The following is a 22,961-nucleotide window of genomic DNA, read 5'->3' as shown; positions in this document are numbered from 1 at the left end:
GTTTGCAGCGTATCTCTGCAGGTGACTGTGCGGACCGGCTGCATATCCGGCAGGGCGAAAAAAACACTGATTACCACCGCCCCGGGGGAAGCTCCTGCCTGAACTTAACTGCCAGCCGCTCCATCGCGCGGGGGAACAAATAGCAGATGACCATATCGGCATCGGCGTACGAGCCGCGGTAGATATTGCCCCGGATGAAACGGAGCCGGCCTTGAAGCGGTTCCCCGCTGTTCCTTGTATGTGGGAGCCGCGCTGCAATCAGCGCTAGCAGCTGCGAGCCCCACAAGGGGAGGCTTGAATTCTCAATGCCGGTTAATCTTTTGCCCGGACAATGCCGGATAATATCCAGCCCCAATGTGCCCCAGCCGGACCCCGCTTCGACAATCGTGCCATAGCCGGGCACCCGGTTCACCTCTCCGGCAACCGCCAGCCTTGCAGCCTTCGAGGCGGGCATCGGGGAGATCCCGTTCCTCCAGGTGTCTACGACGATCCACATCACAGACAGGAGTACGGCAAGTGCCAGAAGCCAGGTAATGATTTGGAGGATGAGCATGTAATCCGTTCCTCTCTTTACACTCTATGAACAGAATTTCAATGTTTCTGTTATTATAAATCCCCTGCGGCTGCATCACCAGCATAAGTGTTCTCAGCAAACTCTAACCTTCCTGCAAAGTCTTTCTGTTACATGGAAACCCCGCAGCAGAGTGTTGCCGGCTAGTATAGTGGAATTAGTATACTTAAATGGTGCGACTTTCAACTGGATAAGTAATTTTTAAATATTCCTTGACAGGAATATTCCTATTGGGGTATATTACTGGTGTACCCAAACAATAATCTAATGCTTCACTAAAGGAACATCAGAATGATGGACACAATGACATTTAGCGCGTTAGCCGAACCCACCCGCTTGCGGATGGTGGAAGTGCTGAAGAACGGACCTCTGAGTGTAGGCGAGATTGCCGAACAACTTGGGCTCCGCCAGCCCCAGGCTTCGAAGCATCTGCGCGTCCTGCTGGAGGCCGGACTGGTTGAGGTAGAGGCAGCCGCTAACCGGCGGAATTACAGGCTGCGGACGGAGCCGCTGCAGGCACTGGATGCATGGCTTGAAGCCTACCGGAAAATGTGGAATGAACGTTTCGACAATCTGGATGAGTACCTGCGGTACCTGCAATCCAAAGACACGGAATAACAATGAACGTTACTTACAGGAGGGAATTGAAATGTCCAAAATGATTTCCAGAGTAGAAGGCCTTGAGCTGGTTCTTGAACGTGTATTCGATGCACCCCGCGAGCTTGTATTCAAAGTATTCTCCGAGGCGGAGCATTTGAAGCAGTGGTGGGGCCCGCGCGGCTGGATTGTTCCCGTTTGCACCGTAGATTTTCGTCCGGGCGGCATTTGGCATTACTGTATGAAGTGTGTCGACGAGAAGCAGGGGGACTTCTTCGGAATGGAGTCCTGGGGCAAAGGGGTCTACCATGAAATTGTTGACGGGGAGAAAGTCGTCTACACCGATTACTTCTCGGATGCGGAAGGCAATGAAGCCGAAGGCATGCCGTCCACACTGGTTACGATGCTCTTCGAAGAATATGACGGGAAAACAAAGCTGGTAAGCCGTTCGAAATATGACTCGGCTGAAGCGCTCAAGACGGTACTGGATATGGGTATGGAGCAAGGCATTACCGAAACCTGGGACCGCCTCGAAGAACATTTACAGTCGATTAAATAGGCAAGAGCAACTCGAAATGAATTTCCTCCCGGGGATTCCCCGGCTCCCGTTTCTTTTGAACCCGTTTGGAAATAATGGTGGGGAGGAGGCGGGAAAATGAACTATGCAGAGATTCTCATGAGAACCATTCTATCGGTGGGCCTGCTGTTGCTGATTCCCAGAATACTAGGCAAGCAGACCCTTTCCAATATGACGTCCAACGATTTCGTGATCAGTATTACGCTTGGCTCCCTGGCGGCAAATCTGGCGTTCAATGTCAGTCTGAAATTCACCTATCTTGTCCTGTCCATTGTTGTTATAACGGCTACCTCGTTCCTGCTCTCCTTCATTGCCCTCAAAAGCCGCCGCCTGCGCAGCTGGATTTCCGGTTCTCCCACGGTCCTGATCGAGGAAGGCAAAATCATGGAAGCCAACATGCGGAAGATCCGCTATACCATGGATTCGCTGGACCAGGCGCTGAGGAAGAAGGAGATTTTTAATATTGAAGAGGTTGATTATGCCGTGCTTGAGGATAACGGACAGGTTTCTGTTCTCAAGAAGGAAGCGTACCAGTCCGTCACGAAGCAGGATCTGGGGCTGGTGCTGAAACCGCAGGTTTTTCCCGTGGAGCTGATTATGGACGGCAAGCTGGTGGAGGACAATCTCAAGCAGCACGGCCTGACCCGGGAGTGGCTGGAGAAGGAGCTGGACAAGAAGCAGAAGGGGAAGACGCTGGCAGATGTATTCTATGCGGTAAAAGGCACGCAGCAGCAGCTCGTGTTCGATTTCTACGAGGACGGGCTGCAGCAGCCGCTGGATCGGGAGTAGCCATGGGAGCGTTAAGCGGAAACCGGAATAAGTCTTGCAGCTGGCGCAGCAATACAAACCGGGGAAGCACAGGCTTCCCCGGTTTTTTGGCAGCCCTGTAATGTAGATGCAGGAGCCGGTTGCGGCGGTTCTGTTTTACCACGCGTAAACCCCGTTAATATCCAAAAACTCCCCGTTGTGGCGTTTACCATCCGTAGCGTAGCCCACAATAATCGCTGCCCCGGCTTCTTTGGATTTTCCGCCTTCAGCATTGCCGTTTAAGTCAGTCTTCGTAAACCCCGGAGTTACGGCGAATACCTGAGCTTTGCTGTTTTTTAATTCTATGGCCATGGCTACCGTCATCGCATTGTTTGCCGTTTTGGAGGAATTGTAGTCGAACGCATTCAGCGCGTGTTCCGCATTGTGCATAAAGTGCAGTGACGCCATATCGGTGGAGACGTTCACAATCGTTCCTTCATTTTCTGTAATTAAAGGGAGAAGACGCTGATTCAAGCGGAAGGTTCCGAAGAAGTTCACTTCAAAGGCCTCCCGCAAATGCTCTTCCTGAGTATTGCTGAACGAGCTGGAGAAAGCGCCCGGCATACCTGCATTGTTAATTAAAAGTGTTAACCCGGGGTAGTTGTTCCGGAGGGTACCCGCTGCCTGTTCAATACTCTCCAGACTTGTCATGTCAATCTGCAGGAACTCCACATCCAATCCTTGGCTGGTTAATTCAGCAACTGCTGCTTCCCCCGTTCGATGCTGCGTGCGCCAAGCAATACTTTCCAGCCCGCTTCACCAAGCTGTCTGGCGATTTCGAATCCAATCCCTTTATTCGCACCCGTTACCAAAGCAATTTTTGTCATGGTTATCCTTCTTTCTGCGGAATAGTATCTATCTACAATTCGTAGCTTACTATGCTACACTAAGTGTAGGTCAACACTAAATGTCAGGAAGTGATCATCATTTTTACGATAGGACAAGTCGCCGCAAAAGTAGGGCTCAACATAGGGGCAATCCGTTTTTATGAGAGAAAGGGTCTGCTCGATCCGGTTGTCCGCAACGAACAGAACAATCGGCTGTATACCGATGACGAGATTAATTGGCTGATTTTTCTTAGGTGTCTGCGTGAAACCGGAATGAGTGTTGAGGAGATTAAGAAGTACTACGACATGGTCAAAGCCGGAACATCCACCTTGCCGGAGAGAATCAAGCTCATCCAGGACCAGAAACAAGCCCTGCTGGACGATATAGACAAGAAAAAGGCCCAACTCGTCCACTTGGAGCACAAGCTTGAGCGCTATTATCGCGGGGAGAATTATTAAAAGCTCGGACTGGGCTAAAGCCAGCATTCAATTGCACTTTCTGCAACAGATGATCCTTAAATCAGCGGGAAAATGGAATCTGTTGCACTCTGTACAGCAGAATCGGGCGAAAAAGTCGCTTTTGGCTCCAAATCAAGAAATCTACTGCACGAACTGCAGCAGAATGCGATTCGCCGCAAGAATCTTAGCTTTCTATTGTACAAAGTGCAATCACACAGAAAGTGAATCCAATTCCTATATAGATAGATTTATTCCCAGCAAGCGGTTAATTTATTGATAAAATCATCGAAGCTATGAATAGAAGATAACAGATTAACATTTTTATCATCCGTTAATATGGTCGCAAAAGCATCGAAGACATCGCGGAATATTTTTCGATCCTCTCCGCTTACGGTGAGTAATAATACAATTTTCACGGTAGAAGTATCCCATTGAATTCCATTTGGATTCAAATAAATGAACATACCTGTTTTGCGGGAGTCCATTTTTATCGCATGAGGAATAGCAACGTGTCCGAACGCAGTAGATGACATGGCTTCCCGTTCCATAATTTTGCAAAAGAAATCATCGTCCGTATAACCGTCTTGATTCATAATTTGACATATAAAACGTAAAACGCCTTCTTTATCAGACAGTTTTGTGGAGTTGCAAAAATGTCTTTCGTCTAAGAAAGATTTGATATTGATCTTAAATTGATTTTTCTTTTTCTGTTCTTTTAATTCAAATATTTTGTCCGATACTTTTTCCCGGTCGCTTTCGATAAAAAATGGGGTAATCACGACATAGGGCACTTCCGGAATCTTATGCAATTGGGTGGAAGAAATAATAAAATCACTTGTTGCATGATTCAAATCGCTCTCATCCGTTACAATCGAATGAATCGAAATATCATCGCCAAAATACTGCTGTAATTTATTGATGATCTGCACATTCATATTGTAGTAAAGCGGAAACAGCACTGTGCACGAGATTTTTACGTTCGATTGCCGTTGCAATTCAATGGCATACCCCAGGTGAAAAGCTAAATAAGCAATTTCATCATCGCTAATGATATAACCGGTTCGTTCTTTAATCACATGTGAAGCATGAACAGCGCAATCATAAATGAGCGGGCATTCTCTTTTGATCGTGTTCGTTAATGGATTTTTCGTTGAATGATGATTTTTTAATCTCATTAAAAGGTTTTTTACATGTAGTGTAAAACGAGTAATAAAATCAGAATCGGCGATACTGATATAGTAATACTTATCCAGGTCAACGGCTATTTCACTTACCAAATCAATACAATCTTTACCGGCAATGTTTTCCAGGTCGCTTACTTCAATTTGCGTAAAGTTAACATTAGTTCCGTTACTCGAAATTAAGAGAGCCAAATCCGTTATTTCTTCTTCTGAATATTGGATATGAAAATAGGATTCTAATTTAGAGGCTATTCCTTTAGCTATTAAATATGCGGTGTTGTCTATATTGTAATTCAAGGTTTTATTTAAAAACTGAAAATCATGCTTCATTCTATCTAAGGCAATGGTGATGTGGATAATCACATTGGTTAGATAAAAATCATTGGTAAAAAAGTGATGGGCAGAAAAGGTTTCAACCACGACTTTCCGAATGTAATCGATATCTAGCTCTTTATAAAATCCTTTGATTTTATCAATGTCAATAAAACTTCCGTTGGCCTCTTCGTACAAGATACTGCTCATTAGCTTGCGCTTGTCTTTTTCTTTTCCTTGCAACCCAATATAATCCTTGATCAACTGCAATTCCAAGTTATTTTTGGCAAGTTTTTCTTTGATAAGTTTTAAATCAAGTCTAAGCGTCGAATCGCTGATAAAAAGTGCGTCGCTTAAATCATAGATAAGAATGGGCTCATTAGTGTGTACCAGCTTTTTCAGAATATAAGCGATTCTTTCAGATTGGGTTTGAGGAATTGCTTTTTTTTCGTTTGTTAGAAATGTATTTATTTTATCAGTATCGACTTTATATCCTCTATTGGAAGATATGATTAATCCTTGATGAATATTATTGATCTCACTTATATAAGATTTGACGGTACGTTTAGAAACGCCGTATTTATCTGCTAAATCTTGTGATGAAAGCCATTCATTATGATATGTGCTTAAATATTTAATTAAATCAATATACTGCGTTTTCATGAATTATTCCTCCCTTAAAATGTTGCACCATAGTAGTGTAGTTTTTTATTTGAGACCGTTTTAGGGTTTGTATTATAGTTTGGTTGTAACAAAGATAGCGCTGTCAAATCATTATAAATAAAGGCTAGGAGGATTACCATGGGAAATATAAAAGAAACGTTAAACGTGTTGTTAGTTTGCGGATCCGGAGCAAGTTCCGGTTTTATGGCTGCCAATCTTCGCAAGGCCGCTAAAAAGAGAAACCTGAATATGGAGATCAAGGCCAGAGGGGAAGCGGAAATCGAAAATTACATCGATGATATCGATGCTTTATTGGTCGGCCCCCACTTGGCGTATATTATGGATGACATCGAGGAACTTACCAAAGATACCGATGTCAAAGTGCTCTTAATGAAGCCCTCTTACTATTCCACGTTGGATGGGGAAGCAGCCTTGGATGATTTGCTGAGTGAATTGAACAGCTAAAAGGGGATAAGAACAATGAATAAATTAATGGAATGGCTGAAAAACGACTTTTCTCCGAAGATGAATAAAGTCAATAACAATGTATGGATCATTACGCTCAAGGATTCGGTCATGCAACTATTGCCTTTCATTCTTCTGGGATCGGTATTTTGCCTGCTCACCATCCCCGGCGATGTCTATCAGATCAAAAATTACCCCAATTTTTGGGTTCTGTTTGGATGGACGATGGGAATGCTTTCGCTGTTGATTTCCTTCCTGATTCCGTTTAATTTGATGGAGAAAAAGAAGTTAAGAAAGCAGCGCTTTATCGCTGGATGCACCAGTTTGATTGTATTTCTGATGATCATTACTCCTCAGGTTGTCAAAGACGGTGCAGTCGGTTTTTCGCATAGTTCATTGGGAAGCGGAGGCATGTTCGTTGCCATCATCGCCGCTCTTTTCACCGGATATATTATGAGTCTGTTCGGAAAATTCTCATTTTTCAAAGAGGATTCCGTCATCCCGGACTTTGTCAGAGCCTGGTTTGATTCCATGCTCCCCATCGGAATCACTTTGGTTACAGCCTGGCTGTTGGTCGATATCGTTCATATTGATATATACAACATCATTTTAAATATCTTTATGCCGTTGGCCAATGTGGTGGAGACGCCTTGGGGATTCATGCTGATTATATTTATTTACTGTTTCCTATATTCGATGGGAATATCCAGTTGGGTGTTAACCCCGGTCACCAAACCGATTTTTCTGGCAGCCATCACAGCAAATGCAACCATGGGGGCGCATAATCTCGTAACGTCTGAAACCATTTTTTCCGCATATTTGTTTGTAGGCGGTGTGGGCTGTACGTTGCCCCTGGTTATTATGCATGCGTTCTCTAAAAGCACCAAGCTAAAAGCGCTGGGCCGGGCAAGCTTTATACCCTCCATCTTTAATATCAACGAGCCTTTGGTATTCGGTTCGATCGTATGGAACCCCTTATTGATGCTGCCGATGTGGATTTTAGGGATCATCTTGCCAGCGCTCGTTTGGATAGGGACGAAAGTCATTCCTTTCGGCTCCACCCCGAAAGTGATCTTCGATCTGTGGTATGTTCCTTTTCCGATCTCCACGTGGATTACGACAGGGACTGTCACAGGTATTATTTTGATGCTTATCTGCGTCGCGGTAGCTACACTGATTTGGTATCCATTTTTCAAAACCTATGAAAAACAAGAACTTGAAAAAGAATTGCCGCAAGCTAATTAATCTATTAAGGAGACTTTATTATGACTTCTGAAGAAGTGGCTCAAGATGCGATGCAAATCATTTTGCACGCAGGGGAAGCAAGAAAGCATTGTACGGATGCGCTTAAAGATATTGAAAAAAGCGACTTTGCCGGGGCTAAGGAGAAGATGAAATTAGCCAACGCGGAAATTGTCATCGCTCATCGCGTGCAAACGAATTGCATCCAAAAAGAAACCGAAGGAGCAAAAGGTGAGTACTCCGTTTTATTTGCCCATGCGCAAGACACGTTAATGACAATTTATAGTGAAATTAATATTGCCAAGCGGTTAATTGATATTTTCGAGAGCGTTAATCACAGACTGACCCAACTGGAAATGATCAATAAATAATCAATAAATAATGAAAGGAAGTAATAAAATGAAGACCATTCCAACAGGATTCCCCTCTGATTTTTTATGGGGGGAGCCGTTGCCGCCAATCAACTCGAAGGTGCTTACAATGTGGACGGAAAAGGCTTAAGCGTAGCAGATATTAATGAATATTTGGATGGCATTCCTTTAGATAAGAAGTCGAATTTGGAGCTGACTACGGACTATATTAAAGAAGCCATTAAAAGCGAAGGCCGGATTTTCCCGAAACGTTGGGGAATTGATTTCTATCACACCTATAAAGAAGACTTGAAAATGTTAGGGGAACTGGGACTCAAAACCTTCCGCACCTCGATTAACTGGACAAGAATTTTTCCGAATGGCGACGAAGCTCAGCCTAATGAAGCAGGCTTGAAATTTTATGATGACCTGATCGACGAGATTATAGCGAACGGCATGGAGCCGATGCTCACCCTGTCCCATTATGAAATGCCGCTTCATTTAACAACGGCTTATAAAGGGTGGTACTCCAGAGAGTTGATAGATTTATTTGTCCGCTTCGGCCAAGTGGTTTTTGACCGGTATCATAAAAAAGTGAAATATTGGATTATTGTTAATCAAATCAATTTGATTGATCATGAATCCTTCAACCACCTGGGCATTGCGGAGGATGTGGTGGAGGATTTGGCCTCCGCCAAATACCAAGCCTTGCATCATGAGTTTGTTGCCTGCGGCCTGATCACGAAATATGCCAAAAGTCTGGATCCAAATTTGCAAATCGGGATGATGCTGTGTGGGGGACCGGCTTATCCGGCTACCTGCCGGCCGGAAGACATCTTTGCCACCGTGCGCAGAAATCAAATGGAGTACTTTTTCTCCGATATTCTGCTTCGCGGATATTATCCGGGTTATGCTTTCCGTTATTTCGCCGACAATAACATCACTGTCGAATTTGCAGAGGGCGATGAAGAGGCACTGAAAAATACGGCGGACTTTATGTCCTTCTCCTACTACTATACCCGCATTTACGATGCGGAAAGCATGAAAAACAAAACGGGACCTTACCGCAATACCGAGCTTCCGGCCAACCCTTGGGGATGGACGATTGATCCGATCGGTCTGCGCACTTTTCTCAACCTGTTTTATGACCGGTATCAGTGCCCTATTTATATCACGGAAAACGGGATCGGTTACCATGACACCTTGGAAGAAGACGGTTCCATCCATGATCCCTACCGGGTTGACTATTACCGGGCCCATATTGAGCAAATGAAAGAGGCCATTAAAGACGGGGTGGATTTAAGAGGTTATTATGCTTGGGGCCCAATTGATATTATTAGCTGTTCTTCCTCGGAAATGAGCAAACGCTACGGATTTATTTACGTCGACCAGGATGATCACGGCAACGGTAGTAAAAAGCGTCTCAAAAAAGACAGTTTTTCTTGGATGCAAAAAGTGATCGCTTCCAATGGAGAAAACTTAGATTGAGGTTGCGCAAATTCCCGGCCCTAAGGAAATTTGGCGGACGATTGCTGGTTGTGGTCGTCGCCACGGCGTTAAGCGCTCTAGCCGTTAATTTATTTATCGAGTGCAATATAGGGTCCGATACCTTAACGGTTTTGTTGGATGGATTGCATAAAAGTCTCGGAGTTAGTGTCGGTCTTGCAAGCTTTTGCATAAGCATTGTTTTTCTGGCTGCGGGTCTATTGCTGAATCGAAAATCGATCGGTTTTTCATCCGTCATGTATTCCTTTTTGGTCGGGCCCTTGATTAACTGGATTCATCCGTTTATTGCCAATATGGAGCTGACGGATTTATCGCTATTCACAAAAATAGTCATTGTCATCCTGGCTAACTTTTGTTTCTCCATCACTTATGTATTGTTGATGAATTTTGGCAACGGCATGTATGCCATAGACGCTGTTTTGCGATATATGGAGTCAAAATTCGGATTGAGGTATGCTTTCGGCAGAATCGGCGCAGATGCCGTCTTTTTAAGCAGTGGATTCTTGTTCGGCGGGATCGTGGGGATCGGAACGGTGATCGCCTTTGCGTTAACGGGGCCGGGAACTGTACTGCTCGGAAAAATGCTATTTAAATTTAGAAGAATATATAAGTTGAGTTAAAAAAGTGATGAGTTGTATAGAAAGAGGAGACGGAAACTATGGTGAAAAAAACATTTACTGTAATTGATGAGTTGGGAATACACACGCGTCCGGCGTCAATCTTAGTTCAAGCTGCAAGCAAATATAATACGGAGATGAACATCGAATATAACGGCCGGACCGTTAACCTGAAATCGATTGTGGGCGTGATGTCTTTGGGGGTTCCGCAAGGAGCTCAAATTCAAATTGCTGCGGCTGGTTCCGATGCGGATGAGGCGATCCAAGGGATTGAAGAAGCTTTGAAAAAGGAAGGGCTCGGCGAACCATGCGAAATCATTTGAAAGGAATCGGTGCCTCAGCCGGTATAGCGATCGCCAAAGCATACCGTCTGGAGGAGCCGGAACTTCAAATCGTAAAGAAGAATGTCAATGATAAGGAAGCTGAGAAACAGCGATTAAAGCAAGCAATCATCCAGTCAAAAACAGAACTTGAAAAAATTATAGAACACGTAAACCGTGAGCTGGGTGCTGATAAAGCGGAAATTCTCATTGCTCAGTTATTGGTTTTAAATGACCCGGAACTATTAAATCCGGTTGTCGATAATATTAGTACCGAAGGAGTAAATGCTGAATTTGCATTGAAAGAATCGGCTGATAAGTTTGTTTCAATGTTGGAATCCATGGAAAACGAATATATGAGGGAACGCGCAAAAGACATCCGTGATGTAACGAAACGTGTGACCGCGCATTTACTAGGGGTCCAAATTCCCGATCCCAGCTTGATTTCCGAAGAAGTCGTTATCATCGCCGTGGACTTAACCCCTTCAGATACTGCGCAGCTAAACCGCCGATATGTGAAAGGCTTTACGACAGACATCGGGGGCCGCACTTCCCATTCGGCGATCATGGCCCGCTCCATGGAAATCCCCGCTGTCGTAGGTACAAAACAAGCTGTTTCAATGATTGAAAACGGGATGATGGTCATTGTTGACGGTTTGGAAGGTGAAGTCATCATTGACCCGTCATTAGAAGTCATTGCTCTATATGAAACGAAAAAAGTAAAATACGAAGCGCAGAGAGCACAGTGGGCGAATGTAGTTCATGAGCCGACGGTGACTAAAGATGGCGTGCATGTCGAACTGGCCGCAAACATCGGTACACCGGCTGATGTTAAAGGGGTGCTGGACAATGGCGGAGAAGCGGTAGGGCTGTATCGTACGGAGTTCCTTTACATGGGCAGAGACCGGCTTCCGACAGAGGAAGAGCAATTTAATGCTTATAAAACCGTGCTTGAAAAAATGGACGGAAAGCCGGTTGTTGTCCGTACGCTGGACATCGGTGGAGATAAAGAGCTGCACTACTTAAATCTGCCGAAAGAAATGAACCCGTTTTTAGGCTTTAGAGCGATTCGTTTATGCCTGGAGGAACAGGATATTTTCCGTACACAATTACGTGCATTATTACGTGCTGGCAGCTATGGAAACCTGAAAATCATGTTCCCTATGATTGCAACAGTTTCTGAATTCAGGGAAGCCAAAGCCATTCTTATGGAAGAAAAAGAAAAGCTTGCTGCCAGTGGCGTAAAAGCAGCGGATAACATTGAAATCGGCATGATGGTTGAAATTCCGTCTACAGCTGTAATGGCGGATCAATTTGCCAAAGAGGTTGACTTCTTTAGCATTGGAACCAATGATTTGATCCAATATACCATGGCTGCCGATCGTATGAATGAACGTGTATCCTATTTGTATCAACCCTATAATCCAGCGATTTTACGGCTGGTTTCAATGGTCATTGATGCGGCGCATAAAGAAGGAAAGTGGGTTGGGATGTGTGGAGAAATGGCAGGCGACCCGATTGCCATTCCTCTCCTGGTTAGTTTAGGGCTTGATGAGTTCTCCATGAGTGCAACCTCAATCCTTCCGGCACGTGCACAAATCAAAGAGCTGACAAATGAACATGCAACAAGCGTTAAAGAGGCCGTTCTATCTATGAAAACTTCAGAAGAAGTTATTGAGTATGTAAAAAAGACCTTCTATATCCATCAGGTGTAGCCGGATTCGATAGCCTTTTTCCAACTAGTGCTGGCGAAGAAGCAGTTGAGCAGTGCTAGTTGGAAAAAGGGAACTTATTTCTCCCCAAAATCAACAATTGTGAGATTTAAGTGGAAAAAGGAAACTTAATTGGGTCATATTACCTCATCAGGAGCGAAATGAGCTGAATTAGTGTACCGTTTTCCACTTATCCTTCGGAGAACAGGGCGCTCGAGCAAATTAGTTAACCTTTTTCCACTTGGACAGTTCTTTTTACAATTCCAGACATATCCATAGCAGCAATCACTTCCCGATTGATTTCAGTGATTACTGCTATTTCCTCTGTACTCCTATCACTTATTAAGGTCATATGCTCATCTAACGCCTTACGGCAGTCGGTTTCATCCTCAAAACGAAAAATTTCTACAGCCGGAATTTGGAAGGCGGTTATTATTTTCTCCAGAGTCTTCATATTGTGCCTCGCTCTACCCCAACTATGAATATAACGAAGAGATGCTTCTTGCTTTTCTTAGTCTACCTGCGGTAATAGCACTCAAACTTGTACTCCAATTGAATGAGAAGCCTAAGAAAGTCTCAAAATATTTCAAATTTTTAGATTTTTTGTATTGCGATTACTTTGTAAAAATAGTAAAATTTTAACAAGTAGTCGTACTTTGCCTACAATATATTTTAAATGAGGTGGCTTATGAGATTGAAAAGAAGAGTTATTTTGATGTTGACTGCTACTATGTTATTTTTGTGCTGTGGAAGTGTAAGTGCATCATCTGAATATGAATCTTATGGTTATACGAAAGAAGAATTGTCTTTTAGACAGCAATTCGGATTGAATGCAGATATCAACAAGGTAGATTCAAAAGAACACAATGTAATGGTTGAATCTAAGTTTGGAGTCAGGTTGACAAAATTAGAGGAAGAGCTGCTTATTCAACGGATCAATCATCAGGCTCAAAAACTCCCCCTTAGTTAAAGATTATCTGGATAAAAATATAAGAGATGGGCTTGTTTTTATTGATCAAAAATCTGGAGGGATTGTGAATATCGGCATTAAAAACATTGAAAATAGGGACCAATACGAATCTGAATTAAAAAAAATATATGGTGACTCCAGTTTAATAAATGTTTTTGTTACAAAATATTCTGAAAAAGATTTGAACGATCTTAATGAAAAATTGATTTCTTTGATAAATACTGATTTTAACGGAGTTACAATTACAGATACGTTAGTGGATTTAACAGAACAAAAGGTACAGGTGGGCGTGAAGGATTTTAATGAAACAAAAAGGAAAGCATTAGAAGAGGCCTTTGCTCCCGACATATTGTCTATAAGGAAGTCTGCTGTTGTTTCGGATGATGTTGACAGAAATTCAACTTATAATCCTCTCCAAGCAGGAACTAAGATAGTGAATAATAATCAAGGTAGTTATTGTTCCATCGGATTTTTGACTACATCAAACTTTATTGTCACCGCTGGCCATTGTGGAACTGCCGGGAACAATTTCAGTCAAGGCACTAATAATGTTGGTGCGATGGGTGCGAGAGTCTATCAAGGAAGTGTTGATGCTGCAATGATAGGAACAACAAGTTTGTCCTATTCTAATGATCTCTATACATCTACCAGTAGAGGAGGATATTTTGATACTGTTCAGGCAAACGACTTTACAGGAAATATGGTTTGTATGTCTGGGGCTTCATCAGCCACTAATCCAGTATCGTGTGGTGTAATATTGAGTAGATCTGTATCATATAGTATTGATAATCTAAGGTCGGCTAGCTACACGTCTGCACCAGGAGACAGTGGTGCACCAACTTATTATAGTACTGTACTAATGGGAGTTAATAAAGGTCGCCACAATGGGAACGCTGTATATTCGTATATCCAAAACGTATTGAATGCTTTACCAGTGCAACCAACTTTAAATTAATCCCGTAAAATCAAAGGAGAAATCCATGGTTCATAAAAATAGTACCTTTAAGAGGACTCCTATTTTAATTTTTATTTGTTTGTTCTTATTCACTTCATGTAATAAGGATGTTGAAATAGTTATTGGAACCGTACACACAATAGATGTAGAGAATAAAAGGATACTGGTGATACCTCACTTAAAAGAACAAGACCTGAACAAGAATTACAAAGAAATTCTTAATTCTAGTGAATACTCTCAGGCCATTTGGGTAAATAAAGTTTCACCTTCTAATTATAAACAAGGTGATGAAATTGAAATATCCTATACAGTAAGTGATGATTCATTTCCAGCACAAGTAACCGCCAATAAAATCACTGAAATTAAAAATTGATTCCAAAGAATAAAATCTAGTATGTGGGAGCGTCGTTTCCAAAAGAAGCGGCGCTTTTTGGTGTGAAGTAGATCAGTAGACTTTTTAATGTTTGTTTTCTTCCCATTCCATAACGGTCTTCAAAACATTCAAAGCCATATTTTGATCCTCCACCGAACGTTCAACAAGCAGTTCTACAATTTGTCCAAGAGCGTCTTGTCTCTCCAATGGCCCTATGTATCTGAATAACTCTTCTAACGATATGTCTAACCCTCCAACCACTTTCTCTAATGTCTCAAGGGTAAGGTTCTTTTCTCCGCGTTCAACTTGCCCCACATAATTCGTATGTAAACCTGACCGTTCTGCAAGCTGCTCTTGCGAAAGGTTCATTTCTTTACGTAATCTTCGAATGCGTTCTCCGATTCTTTTTACAAGCTCTGACTTGTGTTCATCTGGCATCTTGGCTCACCTCATGAGAGCAAAAAAGACTAAAACGAAATAATGTTTTGGCTTCTATCTGTTTCTTCTTCGGTGTTAAATTCATTTTATTCAGTATTCTTGTCTCCAGACATATCTATAGCAGCAATCACTTCCCGATTGATTTTAGTGATTGCTGCTATTTCCTCTGTACTCCTATCACTGATTAAAGTCATATGCTCATCTAACGCCCTGCGGCGGTCAGTTTCATCCTCAAAACGAAAAATTTCTACAGCCGGAACTTGGAAGGCGGCAATTATTTTCTCCAGAGTCTCCAAAGAAATGTTACGGTCTCCTCGTTCAACTCCACCTATGTAACTGTAATGAAGCGATGCTGCTTCGGCTAGTTGTTCTTGTGTCCATCCTTTTGCTTTTCTTAGCTCGCGTATCCGATTTCCTACACTTTCTGGTAAATTCATGATATCACCTCCACTTAAGGTTAGAAGAGGTGCGCTAACCATTACAGATCATCAAGTAAAAACTAATTCCTCAATTAATTGTACTTAAAAGTACTATTTATATTGACCAAATATATATTCGGCTATACAATTAACTGAAAATGGATAAAAAAGGAGGCCTCACCCGTGCGCCCTTCCATTCTGAAATCACTCAAGCCGGATATGGCTAGGGACTCCATATACCGCTATGCCGAGCTTGGATGGATGGAGGACTTGGGGGAGGAAGGGGAGGAAATCGCCGAGGAGTTCAGATATTTGGCCCGTGCCAACCTGTATATTGTGGAGATTCTGTCCGGCAAAACGGAACTGCTGGAGCAGTATGCCCTTTTCTTGCAGGATAATCCCGAGGAGCTGTTGCCGGGGCTTGGGACTATATTGCAGGCTGCAGTACAGTATGGTCTTAATGTGGATAATCTGCTGGATACGTTCGCGGAGCAGAGTGCCGGATTTGGGGACTATGAGGATGCAGGCAATCTCTCGCATTATTTCAGCTATTGTTATCACTTTGCGTTATATCATAAGCGGGCAGGCAGATTGCAGGAGGCGCTGGAATGGACGATACAATCTTTAAGACTGGCCCATCAGTCCAGGCATGACGGGAATTTCAAGCGCTGTCTGGCGTTGTTCGAATCGCTGCGTGAAGGAGTGATCGAAGAGCAGGCTCGGCGATATCATGAGGTGCTGACGGGGTGTCTGGGACAGGTTGTTTTGAAGCTCCCGGAACTGCATCATGCGGGTGTATAGGTCAAGTTGTTTTCTTTTTCAGCAAAAGAAAGATAATGCCGCCCCAAATAAAACCACTTATAATGCCCGCCAATACAGATTTGAGAATGCTGAGTGTAATACCCGGGCAATAGCCCCAATACATAAATATGTTGTTATCTGATGGATTCGCCTTCTATGAAACGTTAATCTCTCTTTTACTTAATTTCTTAAATGCAGAGTAATCCTGATCGGACTTAATAAAACTTAATATTTTTTCGGCGCATTCTGTTGGACTCAACTCTCCAGTATTTACTTCAAGGTCATATTCAGTAAAGGAATATATTTTGTCGTACTGGGAATTTGCTAGTCCAATCTCACGGTCTCCTCTGATTTGCTCTCTTCTTGTGAGTTCTTCTTTCGAGCATAATACGCCTACAAACAATGTAGGATGATCAAAAAATAGATCAAGGAAATCATTAAACCGCTTGTCATTGTCGATTACGGTATCGACGATGACATTCAAACCCATTTCTGAAAACAATTTAATTGTTGCATAGTACACTGAGATTATGGGATCAAAAAGTATTTGTCCGACATCTTTCACTTCTCTTGTAGGTTCAATATCCGGGTATTTATTATCAATAAAATCATTGTAATTACCAAAAAAATCATCTATGGATAAATGATGAAAAGGAATCTCTTTCTGATTTTTCAGTTCCATAGAAATACTAGTCTTTCCTGAACTTGAAGTTCCGTTCAACAACACAATAAGTCCTTGCTTCAAACGAATCACCCTCACATATAAGACTTGCGTATCATTCAGACAACGTTATATTCACAAAGTTCATTAAATTATTCAAATGATACAATATTCGACTGCCGTTGAGTTTCCAATTTATTGAACTAGCATTCCTTGTTAACGTAGTGCGGCATGCCTTTTTTTATAATACTCGATAATTGAAGCATGTGGAATTTCGCCTACCTCTCCTACCAAAGTACGAAAAGCCATGCCGTGTCCAGTAATGATCACCTTTTGAAATTCGAGATATTTGTCAATTACCTTCTCCATAAGGTTCTTCAGTAGTTCTTTAGTTTCCCAAAGCTTGTTTATCCCAGGAGGATAGACTCCATGATTAGCATCATAATCGTCCCCCAGTTCTTTAAGCCTCTCGTACAATATTACCATAATTCCCCTCCCGAACCACGACACACAGTTGTCCGATTTCCCCTCTTATAATGAACCTATCTTAAAGGATAAGGGGACGAGAGGTATGGATGGAATCGTTAGACATGATGTGAATGAGGAGTATGCGTATTCCGGATTTGTGGAGGCGGGGGATTTTGTGTTTCTCAGCTTCTGTGTAGGCAATGTGGGGGGAACGGTGGAGGAGCAGGTGGAAGGTGCTCTGGATGATATGAGTAGCCGCTTGCAGCAGGTGGGGCTGGGGCTTGCGGATGTGGTGAAGCTGGATATTTTGCTGCGGGATGTGTGGGATATTCCGGTGATGGAGGCGGTGTTCAAGCGCAGATTCCAGGGCAGGTATCCGGCGCGGAAAACCATTTCCACGGAGTTCGCACATGTCGGCGGGCCGGATGGGCTGAAGGTGCAGATGGATGGAGTGGCGTATCGTCCACGCGCTTAGCGTTTGGAGGTAGGAAAAAATGCACCCAATATGAACAGCAGCTCCTCCTGTACGGAGTGAGCTGCTGTTTGGGATGCCTTAAAGTGGCAGTGGGGTGGAAGAATATAACATTAACACACCTTACGGATTTATAAGCACCCGATGAACGCCTTGGCTTCCTCCCGGTGCGGTTCCAAGATATAAATATCCTCCCTGGCTTACGGCAGTAGTGATGCCATACAATGTTCCTTCAGGATCATGCCAGCTGCTCACAAGTTCCCCTTCGGGTCCATATTCCGCGACCAGTCCATGCTTCACCGGCGCACTGGCTCCATTTAACAAGGATTGTGGGACTTTGGACATTGTAGCCGCTAACCAGGGATGGCTATGCATGTAGTCGGCAAAAGGCAAACGGGTTGTGAATACCCCTACCCAGAAATGTCCCTGCGCATCACGTGTGATGTTGTCCGGGAATCCAGCAATATTGTCTGCAAAAATATCCGAGGTGCCCTGCTTGGCCCCCTTCAGCCAGTATCGGGTCAACTGATAATGATACGATTCGGCCACGAGCACGAAGTCTTCTTCAGCAGACAAGGCTACCCCATTGGCAAAATATAAGTCCCGAAGTAAAACGGTCGTCTGCTTGGTCTGCGGATCATATTTCAGCAATCGTCCATGCGGTTTGTTCTCGGCAATTTCCTTGAACATGACCTTGCCATAGTTAGAGGTATCAGAGAAATAGATCGATCCGTCTTGCGCGATGTCTAGCTCGTTCGCCAGGTAGATGGGCCCTCCCTCTACTTCTGTGGTTAGTACTTGAATATTTCCCTCCGGGTCAATCGACAGCAGCCCTTTTTGAATATCTGTCACAATGAGATTCCCCGCCGCGTCGAATTTCAGTCCGTTAGGTGTTCCATGGGTATCGGCGAACACTTCAGCTGGCTGCGCTTTACCTGCCGTGTCAAAGGCTACTCTGTAAATTTTGCCGTCGGAGTCCCCCGTATACAGTCGTCCTTTGGTATCAAAAGTAATGAATTCCGGGAACTTGGCGCGGTCTGTAACCAGCTCAGCCGAGCTGAGCTTGCTGTTTTCTTTCCAGGGTCCCTCTTTCTCAAAGGAAGGGGCGGCAGGTGCAGACCATAACGCTGGATCTACCGGAGCAGGTATCAGCAGAAAAACAGCGATTCCCAGCACAATTACCCCGAGCAGGGCCAAGCTCCATCTGCCGGCTTTTTGACGTGTTGAACGTTTGCGTTGCTTTGGTTCTGTGGACATTATAAATCCTCCTTATTTTTTGCGGGGGCTTAGCATGCCCTGGGCCAGCCGCAAACTTTGTCTGCGGGTGATGAAACGGGAAATCTGGGCACCCAGATAATTCCGGAGTCCCGGAACAACATACTGTTTCCCTTTTTTCATAGCGCGCAGTGTAACTTCCACTACACGTTCCGGCGTATCCTTCGCACCGACAGAGGCGTCCTCTGTGCCAACAACGTTGAAGAAATTCGTCTCCGTCGACCCTGGGCACAAGGCAAAAAATTGAACGCCACGGTCACGATTCTCCCACCAAAGGGCATCGGTAAAGGACAAGACAAAAGCTTTGGTCGCCCCATAGACGGCCATATAAGGCAGCGGCTGAAAGCCTGCGGTAGACGAAACATTGATAACAGCGCCAGCGCCTCGATGGAGCATCCCGGAAGAAATAAATGAGTCATATCCACTACAGCGGCGACGTTGAGCATCACTTCTTCATGCTGGCGCTCGCCGGAGATTTGCTCGAACAGACCATGGGTGGCAAAACCTGCATTGTTAACCAACAGATCAATGTTCAGGTTGAGCTGCTGGTACTTCTGATACAGCTCTCCGGCAGCGCCTTCGATGGATAGATCCTGGGGAATCACCTGGCACTGAATTCCATAGCTTCGGGTCAATTCTGCTGCAAGCGTATCAAGTTTGCGTTTGGATCTGGCTACAAGCACCAAATGGCTGCCTTCCTTTGCCAATTGTCTTGCGAACTGTTCGCCGATTCCCGAAGAGGCCCCAGTGATTAGCGACCATTTCCCTTTAATATTCATGAATTTCGCCCCTTGTTACGATGTTTTATTTTAGGAACGTTGTTACCAGGTGTCAAAAAAAGATAGTGAAGCTTGTGAACATAAATTCATATCCGGTAACACTGTTTCCTATGTGAATCATAGTAACCAAAAAGGATCACATGTGTCAAATCTTTTTTTTAAAACTTATGGATCAATTGACAACCCTCCTGCAAATGGTTAGAATGCCTGATAGAAGCTCAGTAACCTTGTTTCTTGTCAATAACAAGATAACCGAATGAAGGTGATCCTTATCAGTAACGAAGACAAGCCTTCACCATCCACGGTGCGGGTATTAAAAACATATCAGGAAGCCCGTCTGCAAAATACGGAAAACCTCCGTAAGCTTGTAGTTGATGCGGCCGCAGCCATTCTGCAGGAAGAGGGGCCAGAGGCCGTCACTGTGCGCAGAGTATCGCAAAAGATGGGCTGCTCTACCAAAATCATTTACAGTTTGTTCGTCAATAAAGAAGGTCTGGCCCAGCAGCTGTATCTGGAGGGCTGCAAATTGCTGGCCCAGCGTTTTGAAGAAGTATCGCCGTCCTCTAACCTCTTGCAGCATTTGCTGGATTTGGGCGAAGCCTTCTGGCAGTTCGGGCAGGAATATACCAGCTACTACAAGCTGATGTTTGGAGGGGCTTTTGCCGAGTTCAAGCCGGATGCGGAGAGTATGCAAGGGACGATGACAGCCATGAGCCGCTTGTTGATTCTAATCAGCACCGCCCAGCAGCAGGGACAGATTTCGGACAAGGAAGAGACTCAGACCATCGTGAGCACCATATGGGCTTCGCTGCACGGCGTAATCCACCTGTATATGGGCGGGTTCCTTGGCGATGCCGATGCGGCCCATGCTGTATATAAGCAAACAATGGCTTTGCTGTCCCGATCCTTGTTTGCAGTATCCAAGCCATAGCGGATTGCTCCTGACAGCCCATCCCTTCAAGGGATAGGCTGTTCGAGTCGTTCCGGCACAAGCGCAATCAGCTTATCGCAAAGGCGGTTTTATCAGCAGCAGCAGCAGGCTTGGCTGGCCGTCTCCGGTGGTATATAGTAGAGGGACAATTTGCAGAGGAGCGAACTGGGGATGATTGCCTTAATCTTGGCTGCGGGGTATGCGACCCGTCTCTATCCATTAACGAAAGATACGCCGAAGCCGCTGCTGCCGGTTCAAGGAAGCCGTACCATTCTGGATTTGCTGCTGGACCGTCTGGAGGTGCTGGATGAGATTACGGAGGTTCTCATTGTGACCAATGACCGGTTCTTCCGGGCTTTTGAGCAGTGGAGTCAGAAGTACAGAGGGACAAAGCCGATTCGTATTCTGAACGACGGCACCACTTCACCAGAGGGGCGGTTAGGGGCGATTGGCGATATCCAGTTTGCTATCGGGCGGGAGCAGATACAGGATGATCTGCTGGTTCTGGCGGGCGACAATGTGCTGGGATTTGGCCTTGAGGAATATTTGAGTTATTTTCACAAGGTGGACAAGGATTGTATTCTGGTCCGGACGGTGGACGATATCCGGGAGCTGCGCAGTGTCGGGGTGGCTGAGCTGGATGCCGAGATGCGGGTCCTTTCTTTGGAAGAAAAGCCGCAGGCGCCCCGGACGAATATTGGTGTATTCGCACTCTACATCTATAAACGGTCCACGCTGACGCTATTCTCCCGTTATCTGGCCGAAGGAGGCAACCCGGACGCGCCGAGTTATTTTCCCGAGTGGCTGCATTCCCGCCAAGAGGTCCGGGCCTACTATACGGATGGTGCTATTGATGATGTCGGCACCCCTGAGGCGTATGCGGAGATGCGGGCTAGGCTGGGGGGATAGAGTGATAAAACTAAGAGCGGTTCATCCTGTAGGGGATGGACCGCTTTTTTGAAATATAAGAATTTCTATGCTTCACGCTATAAATTATCCTTCTATTTCTCGCTGAAACGGGTACCGTCCTAATAAGGACGGCGTAGCCGTTTCTACTTGCCTGGGTATGACGTAATGTATGCATAAATTCTAGCGTAGAAAGCGTCGCTAAGAGCCATTGCCAAGGTGCACCGGGAAGCCCCGGCAAGACTTCAGCAGCCACCTGTGAGACCCTTAATCCGCTCCAGATCATTGCTGCACAGCACATCAAGATTGGCCGTGATCTTCTCCTTGCTCCAGTCCCACCATTTCAGCTCCAGCAGCAGGGCGATGAGTTCATCGTCGAAGCGTTTTCTAAGCATGCGTGCCGGATTGCCGCCGGCAATATGATAAGGAGGAACATCCTTGGTTACGGTGGAATTGGCCGCGATGATGGCTCCGTCACCAATGGTTACACCAGGCATAATGGTGGCGTTCTGGCCGATCCACACATCGTTGCCGACGACGGTATCGCCCTTGTAGGGCAGGTCCGCCAGCTCCGGCGTGGCTTTCTCCCAGCCGCCGCCCATAATGTTGAAGGGATAGGTCGTTACTGAGCCCATCCGGTGATTGGCGCCGTTCATGATGAACTCGGTGCCGCGGGCGATGGCGCAGAATTTGCCGATAATTAGCTGATCCCCGATGAATTCATAATGGTGGGTGACACGGCTTTCAAAAGAGACAGATTCGTCTGGATCGTCATAGTAGGAGTAATCTCCGGCGATGATATTGGGGCGGGTGACGGTATTTTTGATGAACCGGACTTGCTTAATATTGGGGTTTGGATGAACTGCGTTTGGATCGGGTCCTGTAGAATGCATAAGCACACACCTTTCCTGGATATCGGATGCGTTAGTCCGCATATGCCTTCATTATAACCCAAGCCAAACGGCGGTTCAGCCCGGAATAACCGGGTGAACCGCCGTTTGGCTGAACTGCCGTTCTTTAACTACTCCTGGGAATGCGCGGCTTCGTCCTTAACTTCCTCGCGGAAGCCTTTAATGCTTTCTTTACGGCGTTCGTTTTTTGCTTCGATTTGTTCACGTTCTTTGCTGCTGATCTCAGAAGAGAATTCGTTTAAATAGTCTTCAGCTTCATGCAGGTTCTGCATGGTGTGCTGAATGCTCTGTTGTAAATGCTCAACGTTATCCGCCCGATTATCCGGTTTTGCCATTTGGGGATCGCCTCCTGTGATTAACGCGCCCGCAAGGACGCTAATCTGTAGGGTGATCGTT

The 22,961-nt window shown here is 44.9% G+C and carries 27 protein-coding genes and 3 pseudogenes; 18 read left to right on the top strand and 12 right to left on the bottom strand.

Annotated elements, in window-relative coordinates:
- Positions 1-70: 70 nt before the first annotated feature.
- Complete coding sequence (locus JI735_RS07835) at positions 71-553, bottom strand: class I SAM-dependent methyltransferase (protein WP_233476307.1); 483 nt, start codon at positions 551-553, stop codon at positions 71-73.
- Positions 554-865: 312 nt separating this feature from the next.
- Here JI735_RS07835 and JI735_RS07830 point away from each other — a divergent pair, with 312 nt between their 5' ends.
- The 3 genes from JI735_RS07830 to JI735_RS07820 all read left to right on the top strand — a co-directional run bounded on the left by JI735_RS07830 (position 866) and on the right by JI735_RS07820 (position 2,534).
- Positions 866-1,189, top strand: a complete 324-nt coding sequence (locus JI735_RS07830; protein WP_039832147.1) for an ArsR/SmtB family transcription factor — start codon at positions 866-868, stop codon at positions 1,187-1,189.
- Between the two features lie 31 nt (positions 1,190-1,220).
- Positions 1,221-1,727: an SRPBCC domain-containing protein gene (locus JI735_RS07825; protein WP_039832134.1), complete on the top strand. Its 507-nt coding sequence runs from the start codon at positions 1,221-1,223 to the stop codon at positions 1,725-1,727.
- A gap of 96 nt (positions 1,728-1,823) precedes the next feature.
- Complete coding sequence (locus tag JI735_RS07820) at positions 1,824-2,534, top strand: DUF421 domain-containing protein (RefSeq protein WP_039832135.1); 711 nt, start codon at positions 1,824-1,826, stop codon at positions 2,532-2,534.
- Positions 2,535-2,669: 135 nt separating this feature from the next.
- On the opposite strand, the pseudogene JI735_RS07815 reads toward JI735_RS07820, so the two are convergent.
- Positions 2,670-3,379, bottom strand: a pseudogene (locus tag JI735_RS07815) (SDR family NAD(P)-dependent oxidoreductase).
- 90 nt (positions 3,380-3,469) lie between these two features.
- On the opposite strand from JI735_RS07815, the gene JI735_RS07810 reads away from it, so the two are divergent.
- Positions 3,470-3,838, top strand: coding sequence for a MerR family transcriptional regulator (locus tag JI735_RS07810; protein ID WP_233185254.1), 369 nt, complete (start codon positions 3,470-3,472; stop codon positions 3,836-3,838).
- 248 nt (positions 3,839-4,086) lie between these two features.
- Here the strand turns inward: JI735_RS07810 and JI735_RS07805 are convergent, their stop codons facing one another.
- Positions 4,087-5,994, bottom strand: a complete 1,908-nt coding sequence (locus tag JI735_RS07805) for a BglG family transcription antiterminator (protein WP_039832138.1) — start codon at positions 5,992-5,994, stop codon at positions 4,087-4,089.
- Between the two features lie 138 nt (positions 5,995-6,132).
- Here JI735_RS07805 and JI735_RS07800 point away from each other — a divergent pair, with 138 nt between their 5' ends.
- From JI735_RS07800 to ptsP, 7 genes and pseudogenes are all read left to right on the top strand, one after another.
- A complete protein-coding gene (locus JI735_RS07800; RefSeq protein WP_039832139.1) occupies positions 6,133-6,459 on the top strand; it encodes a PTS sugar transporter subunit IIB in 327 nt (108 codons plus the stop codon).
- A gap of 15 nt (positions 6,460-6,474) precedes the next feature.
- The gene (locus JI735_RS07795) at positions 6,475-7,704 is read left to right on the top strand and encodes a PTS sugar transporter subunit IIC (RefSeq protein WP_039832140.1); all 1,230 of its coding nucleotides are present in this window, start codon (positions 6,475-6,477) and stop codon (positions 7,702-7,704) included.
- 20 nt (positions 7,705-7,724) lie between these two features.
- Positions 7,725-8,072 carry a PTS lactose/cellobiose transporter subunit IIA gene (locus JI735_RS07790; RefSeq protein WP_039832141.1) on the top strand — a complete coding sequence of 116 codons (348 nt, stop codon included), beginning with the start codon at positions 7,725-7,727 and terminating at the stop codon, positions 8,070-8,072.
- A 28-nt stretch (positions 8,073-8,100) separates the two neighbouring features.
- Positions 8,101-9,539: pseudogene (locus tag JI735_RS07785) on the top strand (glycoside hydrolase family 1 protein).
- On the top strand, positions 9,536-10,177 hold the full coding sequence (locus JI735_RS07780) for a YczE/YyaS/YitT family protein (protein ID WP_039832143.1): 642 nt from the start codon (positions 9,536-9,538) through the stop codon (positions 10,175-10,177). Before JI735_RS07785 ends, JI735_RS07780 begins: the two are co-directional and overlap by 4 nt.
- A 38-nt stretch (positions 10,178-10,215) precedes the next feature.
- Positions 10,216-10,497, top strand: coding sequence for a phosphocarrier protein HPr (locus JI735_RS07775; protein WP_039832144.1), 282 nt, complete (start codon positions 10,216-10,218; stop codon positions 10,495-10,497).
- Positions 10,482-12,209 carry a phosphoenolpyruvate--protein phosphotransferase gene (gene ptsP / locus JI735_RS07770; RefSeq protein WP_202677294.1) on the top strand — a complete coding sequence of 576 codons (1,728 nt, stop codon included), beginning with the start codon at positions 10,482-10,484 and terminating at the stop codon, positions 12,207-12,209. Before JI735_RS07775 ends, ptsP begins: the two co-directional genes overlap by 16 nt.
- Before the next feature lie 223 nt (positions 12,210-12,432).
- Here ptsP and JI735_RS07765 read toward each other — a convergent pair whose 3' ends face one another.
- Positions 12,433-12,660, bottom strand: a complete 228-nt coding sequence (locus JI735_RS07765; RefSeq protein WP_202677292.1) for a hypothetical protein — start codon at positions 12,658-12,660, stop codon at positions 12,433-12,435.
- Between the two features lie 240 nt (positions 12,661-12,900).
- Here JI735_RS07765 and JI735_RS07760 point away from each other — a divergent pair, with 240 nt between their 5' ends.
- The 3 genes from JI735_RS07760 (at position 12,901) to JI735_RS07750 (ending at position 14,504) form a co-directional block, all read left to right on the top strand.
- Positions 12,901-13,176, top strand: coding sequence for a hypothetical protein (locus tag JI735_RS07760; protein WP_157771328.1), 276 nt, complete (start codon positions 12,901-12,903; stop codon positions 13,174-13,176).
- 64 nt (positions 13,177-13,240) lie between these two features.
- Positions 13,241-14,131 carry a chymotrypsin family serine protease gene (locus JI735_RS07755; protein WP_202677290.1) on the top strand — a complete coding sequence of 297 codons (891 nt, stop codon included), beginning with the start codon at positions 13,241-13,243 and terminating at the stop codon, positions 14,129-14,131.
- A gap of 25 nt (positions 14,132-14,156) precedes the next feature.
- On the top strand, positions 14,157-14,504 hold the full coding sequence (locus JI735_RS07750) for a DUF3221 domain-containing protein (protein WP_039834610.1): 348 nt from the start codon (positions 14,157-14,159) through the stop codon (positions 14,502-14,504).
- An 84-nt stretch (positions 14,505-14,588) separates the two neighbouring features.
- Here the strand turns inward: JI735_RS07750 and JI735_RS07745 are convergent, their stop codons facing one another.
- Both JI735_RS07745 and JI735_RS07740 read right to left on the bottom strand, forming a co-directional pair.
- The gene (locus tag JI735_RS07745; protein ID WP_039834609.1) at positions 14,589-14,942 is read right to left on the bottom strand and encodes a helix-turn-helix domain-containing protein; all 354 of its coding nucleotides are present in this window, start codon (positions 14,940-14,942) and stop codon (positions 14,589-14,591) included.
- An 86-nt stretch (positions 14,943-15,028) separates the two neighbouring features.
- A complete protein-coding gene (locus tag JI735_RS07740) occupies positions 15,029-15,379 on the bottom strand; it encodes a helix-turn-helix domain-containing protein (RefSeq protein WP_202677289.1) in 351 nt (116 codons plus the stop codon).
- Positions 15,380-15,544: 165 nt separating this feature from the next.
- Here JI735_RS07740 and JI735_RS07735 point away from each other — a divergent pair, with 165 nt between their 5' ends.
- Positions 15,545-16,162, top strand: a complete 618-nt coding sequence (locus tag JI735_RS07735) for a DNA-binding protein (RefSeq protein WP_202677287.1) — start codon at positions 15,545-15,547, stop codon at positions 16,160-16,162.
- A 154-nt stretch (positions 16,163-16,316) separates the two neighbouring features.
- Here the strand turns inward: JI735_RS07735 and JI735_RS07730 are convergent, their stop codons facing one another.
- On the bottom strand, positions 16,317-16,907 hold the full coding sequence (locus JI735_RS07730) for a chloramphenicol phosphotransferase CPT family protein (protein WP_039832958.1): 591 nt from the start codon (positions 16,905-16,907) through the stop codon (positions 16,317-16,319).
- Positions 16,908-17,039: 132 nt separating this feature from the next.
- Positions 17,040-17,309 carry a hypothetical protein gene (locus JI735_RS07725; protein WP_051051483.1) on the bottom strand — a complete coding sequence of 90 codons (270 nt, stop codon included), beginning with the start codon at positions 17,307-17,309 and terminating at the stop codon, positions 17,040-17,042.
- An 85-nt stretch (positions 17,310-17,394) separates the two neighbouring features.
- On the opposite strand from JI735_RS07725, the gene JI735_RS07720 reads away from it, so the two are divergent.
- Positions 17,395-17,766: a RidA family protein gene (locus JI735_RS07720; protein WP_039832957.1), complete on the top strand. Its 372-nt coding sequence runs from the start codon at positions 17,395-17,397 to the stop codon at positions 17,764-17,766.
- Positions 17,767-17,886: 120 nt separating this feature from the next.
- On the opposite strand, the gene JI735_RS07715 is transcribed toward JI735_RS07720, so the two are convergent.
- Positions 17,887-19,020, bottom strand: a complete 1,134-nt coding sequence (locus tag JI735_RS07715; RefSeq protein WP_039832956.1) for an SMP-30/gluconolactonase/LRE family protein — start codon at positions 19,018-19,020, stop codon at positions 17,887-17,889.
- A 12-nt stretch (positions 19,021-19,032) separates the two neighbouring features.
- Positions 19,033-19,817, bottom strand: a pseudogene (locus tag JI735_RS07710) (SDR family NAD(P)-dependent oxidoreductase).
- A 256-nt stretch (positions 19,818-20,073) separates the two neighbouring features.
- Here JI735_RS07710 and JI735_RS07705 point away from each other — a divergent pair.
- Entirely contained in the window at positions 20,074-20,748 is a 675-nt protein-coding gene (locus tag JI735_RS07705; protein WP_202677286.1) for a TetR/AcrR family transcriptional regulator, read from the top strand.
- 171 nt (positions 20,749-20,919) lie between these two features.
- A complete protein-coding gene (locus tag JI735_RS07700) occupies positions 20,920-21,657 on the top strand; it encodes a nucleotidyltransferase family protein (RefSeq protein ID WP_039832954.1) in 738 nt (245 codons plus the stop codon).
- A 242-nt stretch (positions 21,658-21,899) separates the two neighbouring features.
- Here JI735_RS07700 and JI735_RS07695 read toward each other — a convergent pair whose 3' ends face one another.
- Both JI735_RS07695 and tlp read right to left on the bottom strand, forming a co-directional pair.
- Entirely contained in the window at positions 21,900-22,547 is a 648-nt protein-coding gene (locus tag JI735_RS07695; RefSeq protein WP_202677284.1) for a Vat family streptogramin A O-acetyltransferase, read from the bottom strand.
- 128 nt (positions 22,548-22,675) lie between these two features.
- Positions 22,676-22,900: a small acid-soluble spore protein Tlp gene (gene tlp, locus JI735_RS07690; protein WP_039833443.1), complete on the bottom strand. Its 225-nt coding sequence runs from the start codon at positions 22,898-22,900 to the stop codon at positions 22,676-22,678.
- Positions 22,901-22,961: the final 61 nt, after the last annotated feature.

Origin of the sequence: Paenibacillus sonchi (assembly GCF_016772475.1) — a bacterium.
In the GTDB taxonomy this organism is placed as follows: domain Bacteria; phylum Bacillota; class Bacilli; order Paenibacillales; family Paenibacillaceae; genus Paenibacillus_AQ; species Paenibacillus_AQ sonchi.
This window is presented reverse-complemented; position numbering and strand designations above follow the sequence as displayed.

What these genes read in the sequence shown, in the direction of transcription:
- JI735_RS07800 (WP_039832139.1), top strand. Translation starts at nt 6,133, where the DNA reads ATGGGAAATATAAAAGAAACGTTAAACGTGTTGTTAGTTTGCGGATCC.
- JI735_RS07795 (WP_039832140.1), top strand. Translation starts at nt 6,475, where the DNA reads ATGAATAAATTAATGGAATGGCTGAAAAACGACTTTTCTCCGAAGATG.
- JI735_RS07740 (WP_202677289.1), bottom strand. Translation starts at nt 15,379, where the DNA reads ATGAATTTACCAGAAAGTGTAGGAAATCGGATACGCGAGCTAAGAAAA.
- JI735_RS07835 (WP_233476307.1), bottom strand. Translation starts at nt 553, where the DNA reads ATGCTCATCCTCCAAATCATTACCTGGCTTCTGGCACTTGCCGTACTC.
- JI735_RS07765 (WP_202677292.1), bottom strand. Translation starts at nt 12,660, where the DNA reads ATGAAGACTCTGGAGAAAATAATAACCGCCTTCCAAATTCCGGCTGTA.
- JI735_RS07700 (WP_039832954.1), top strand. Translation starts at nt 20,920, where the DNA reads ATGATTGCCTTAATCTTGGCTGCGGGGTATGCGACCCGTCTCTATCCA.
- JI735_RS07830 (WP_039832147.1), top strand. Translation starts at nt 866, where the DNA reads ATGGACACAATGACATTTAGCGCGTTAGCCGAACCCACCCGCTTGCGG.
- JI735_RS07750 (WP_039834610.1), top strand. Translation starts at nt 14,157, where the DNA reads ATGGTTCATAAAAATAGTACCTTTAAGAGGACTCCTATTTTAATTTTT.
- tlp (WP_039833443.1), bottom strand. Translation starts at nt 22,900, where the DNA reads ATGGCAAAACCGGATAATCGGGCGGATAACGTTGAGCATTTACAACAG.
- JI735_RS07790 (WP_039832141.1), top strand. Translation starts at nt 7,725, where the DNA reads ATGACTTCTGAAGAAGTGGCTCAAGATGCGATGCAAATCATTTTGCAC.
- JI735_RS07775 (WP_039832144.1), top strand. Translation starts at nt 10,216, where the DNA reads ATGGTGAAAAAAACATTTACTGTAATTGATGAGTTGGGAATACACACG.
- JI735_RS07745 (WP_039834609.1), bottom strand. Translation starts at nt 14,942, where the DNA reads ATGCCAGATGAACACAAGTCAGAGCTTGTAAAAAGAATCGGAGAACGC.
- JI735_RS07805 (WP_039832138.1), bottom strand. Translation starts at nt 5,994, where the DNA reads ATGAAAACGCAGTATATTGATTTAATTAAATATTTAAGCACATATCAT.
- JI735_RS07720 (WP_039832957.1), top strand. Translation starts at nt 17,395, where the DNA reads ATGGATGGAATCGTTAGACATGATGTGAATGAGGAGTATGCGTATTCC.
- ptsP (WP_202677294.1), top strand. Translation starts at nt 10,482, where the DNA reads ATGCGAAATCATTTGAAAGGAATCGGTGCCTCAGCCGGTATAGCGATC.
- JI735_RS07725 (WP_051051483.1), bottom strand. Translation starts at nt 17,309, where the DNA reads ATGGTAATATTGTACGAGAGGCTTAAAGAACTGGGGGACGATTATGAT.
- JI735_RS07705 (WP_202677286.1), top strand. Translation starts at nt 20,074, where the DNA reads ATGAAGGTGATCCTTATCAGTAACGAAGACAAGCCTTCACCATCCACG.
- JI735_RS07695 (WP_202677284.1), bottom strand. Translation starts at nt 22,547, where the DNA reads ATGCATTCTACAGGACCCGATCCAAACGCAGTTCATCCAAACCCCAAT.
- JI735_RS07825 (WP_039832134.1), top strand. Translation starts at nt 1,221, where the DNA reads ATGTCCAAAATGATTTCCAGAGTAGAAGGCCTTGAGCTGGTTCTTGAA.
- JI735_RS07715 (WP_039832956.1), bottom strand. Translation starts at nt 19,020, where the DNA reads ATGTCCACAGAACCAAAGCAACGCAAACGTTCAACACGTCAAAAAGCC.
- JI735_RS07820 (WP_039832135.1), top strand. Translation starts at nt 1,824, where the DNA reads ATGAACTATGCAGAGATTCTCATGAGAACCATTCTATCGGTGGGCCTG.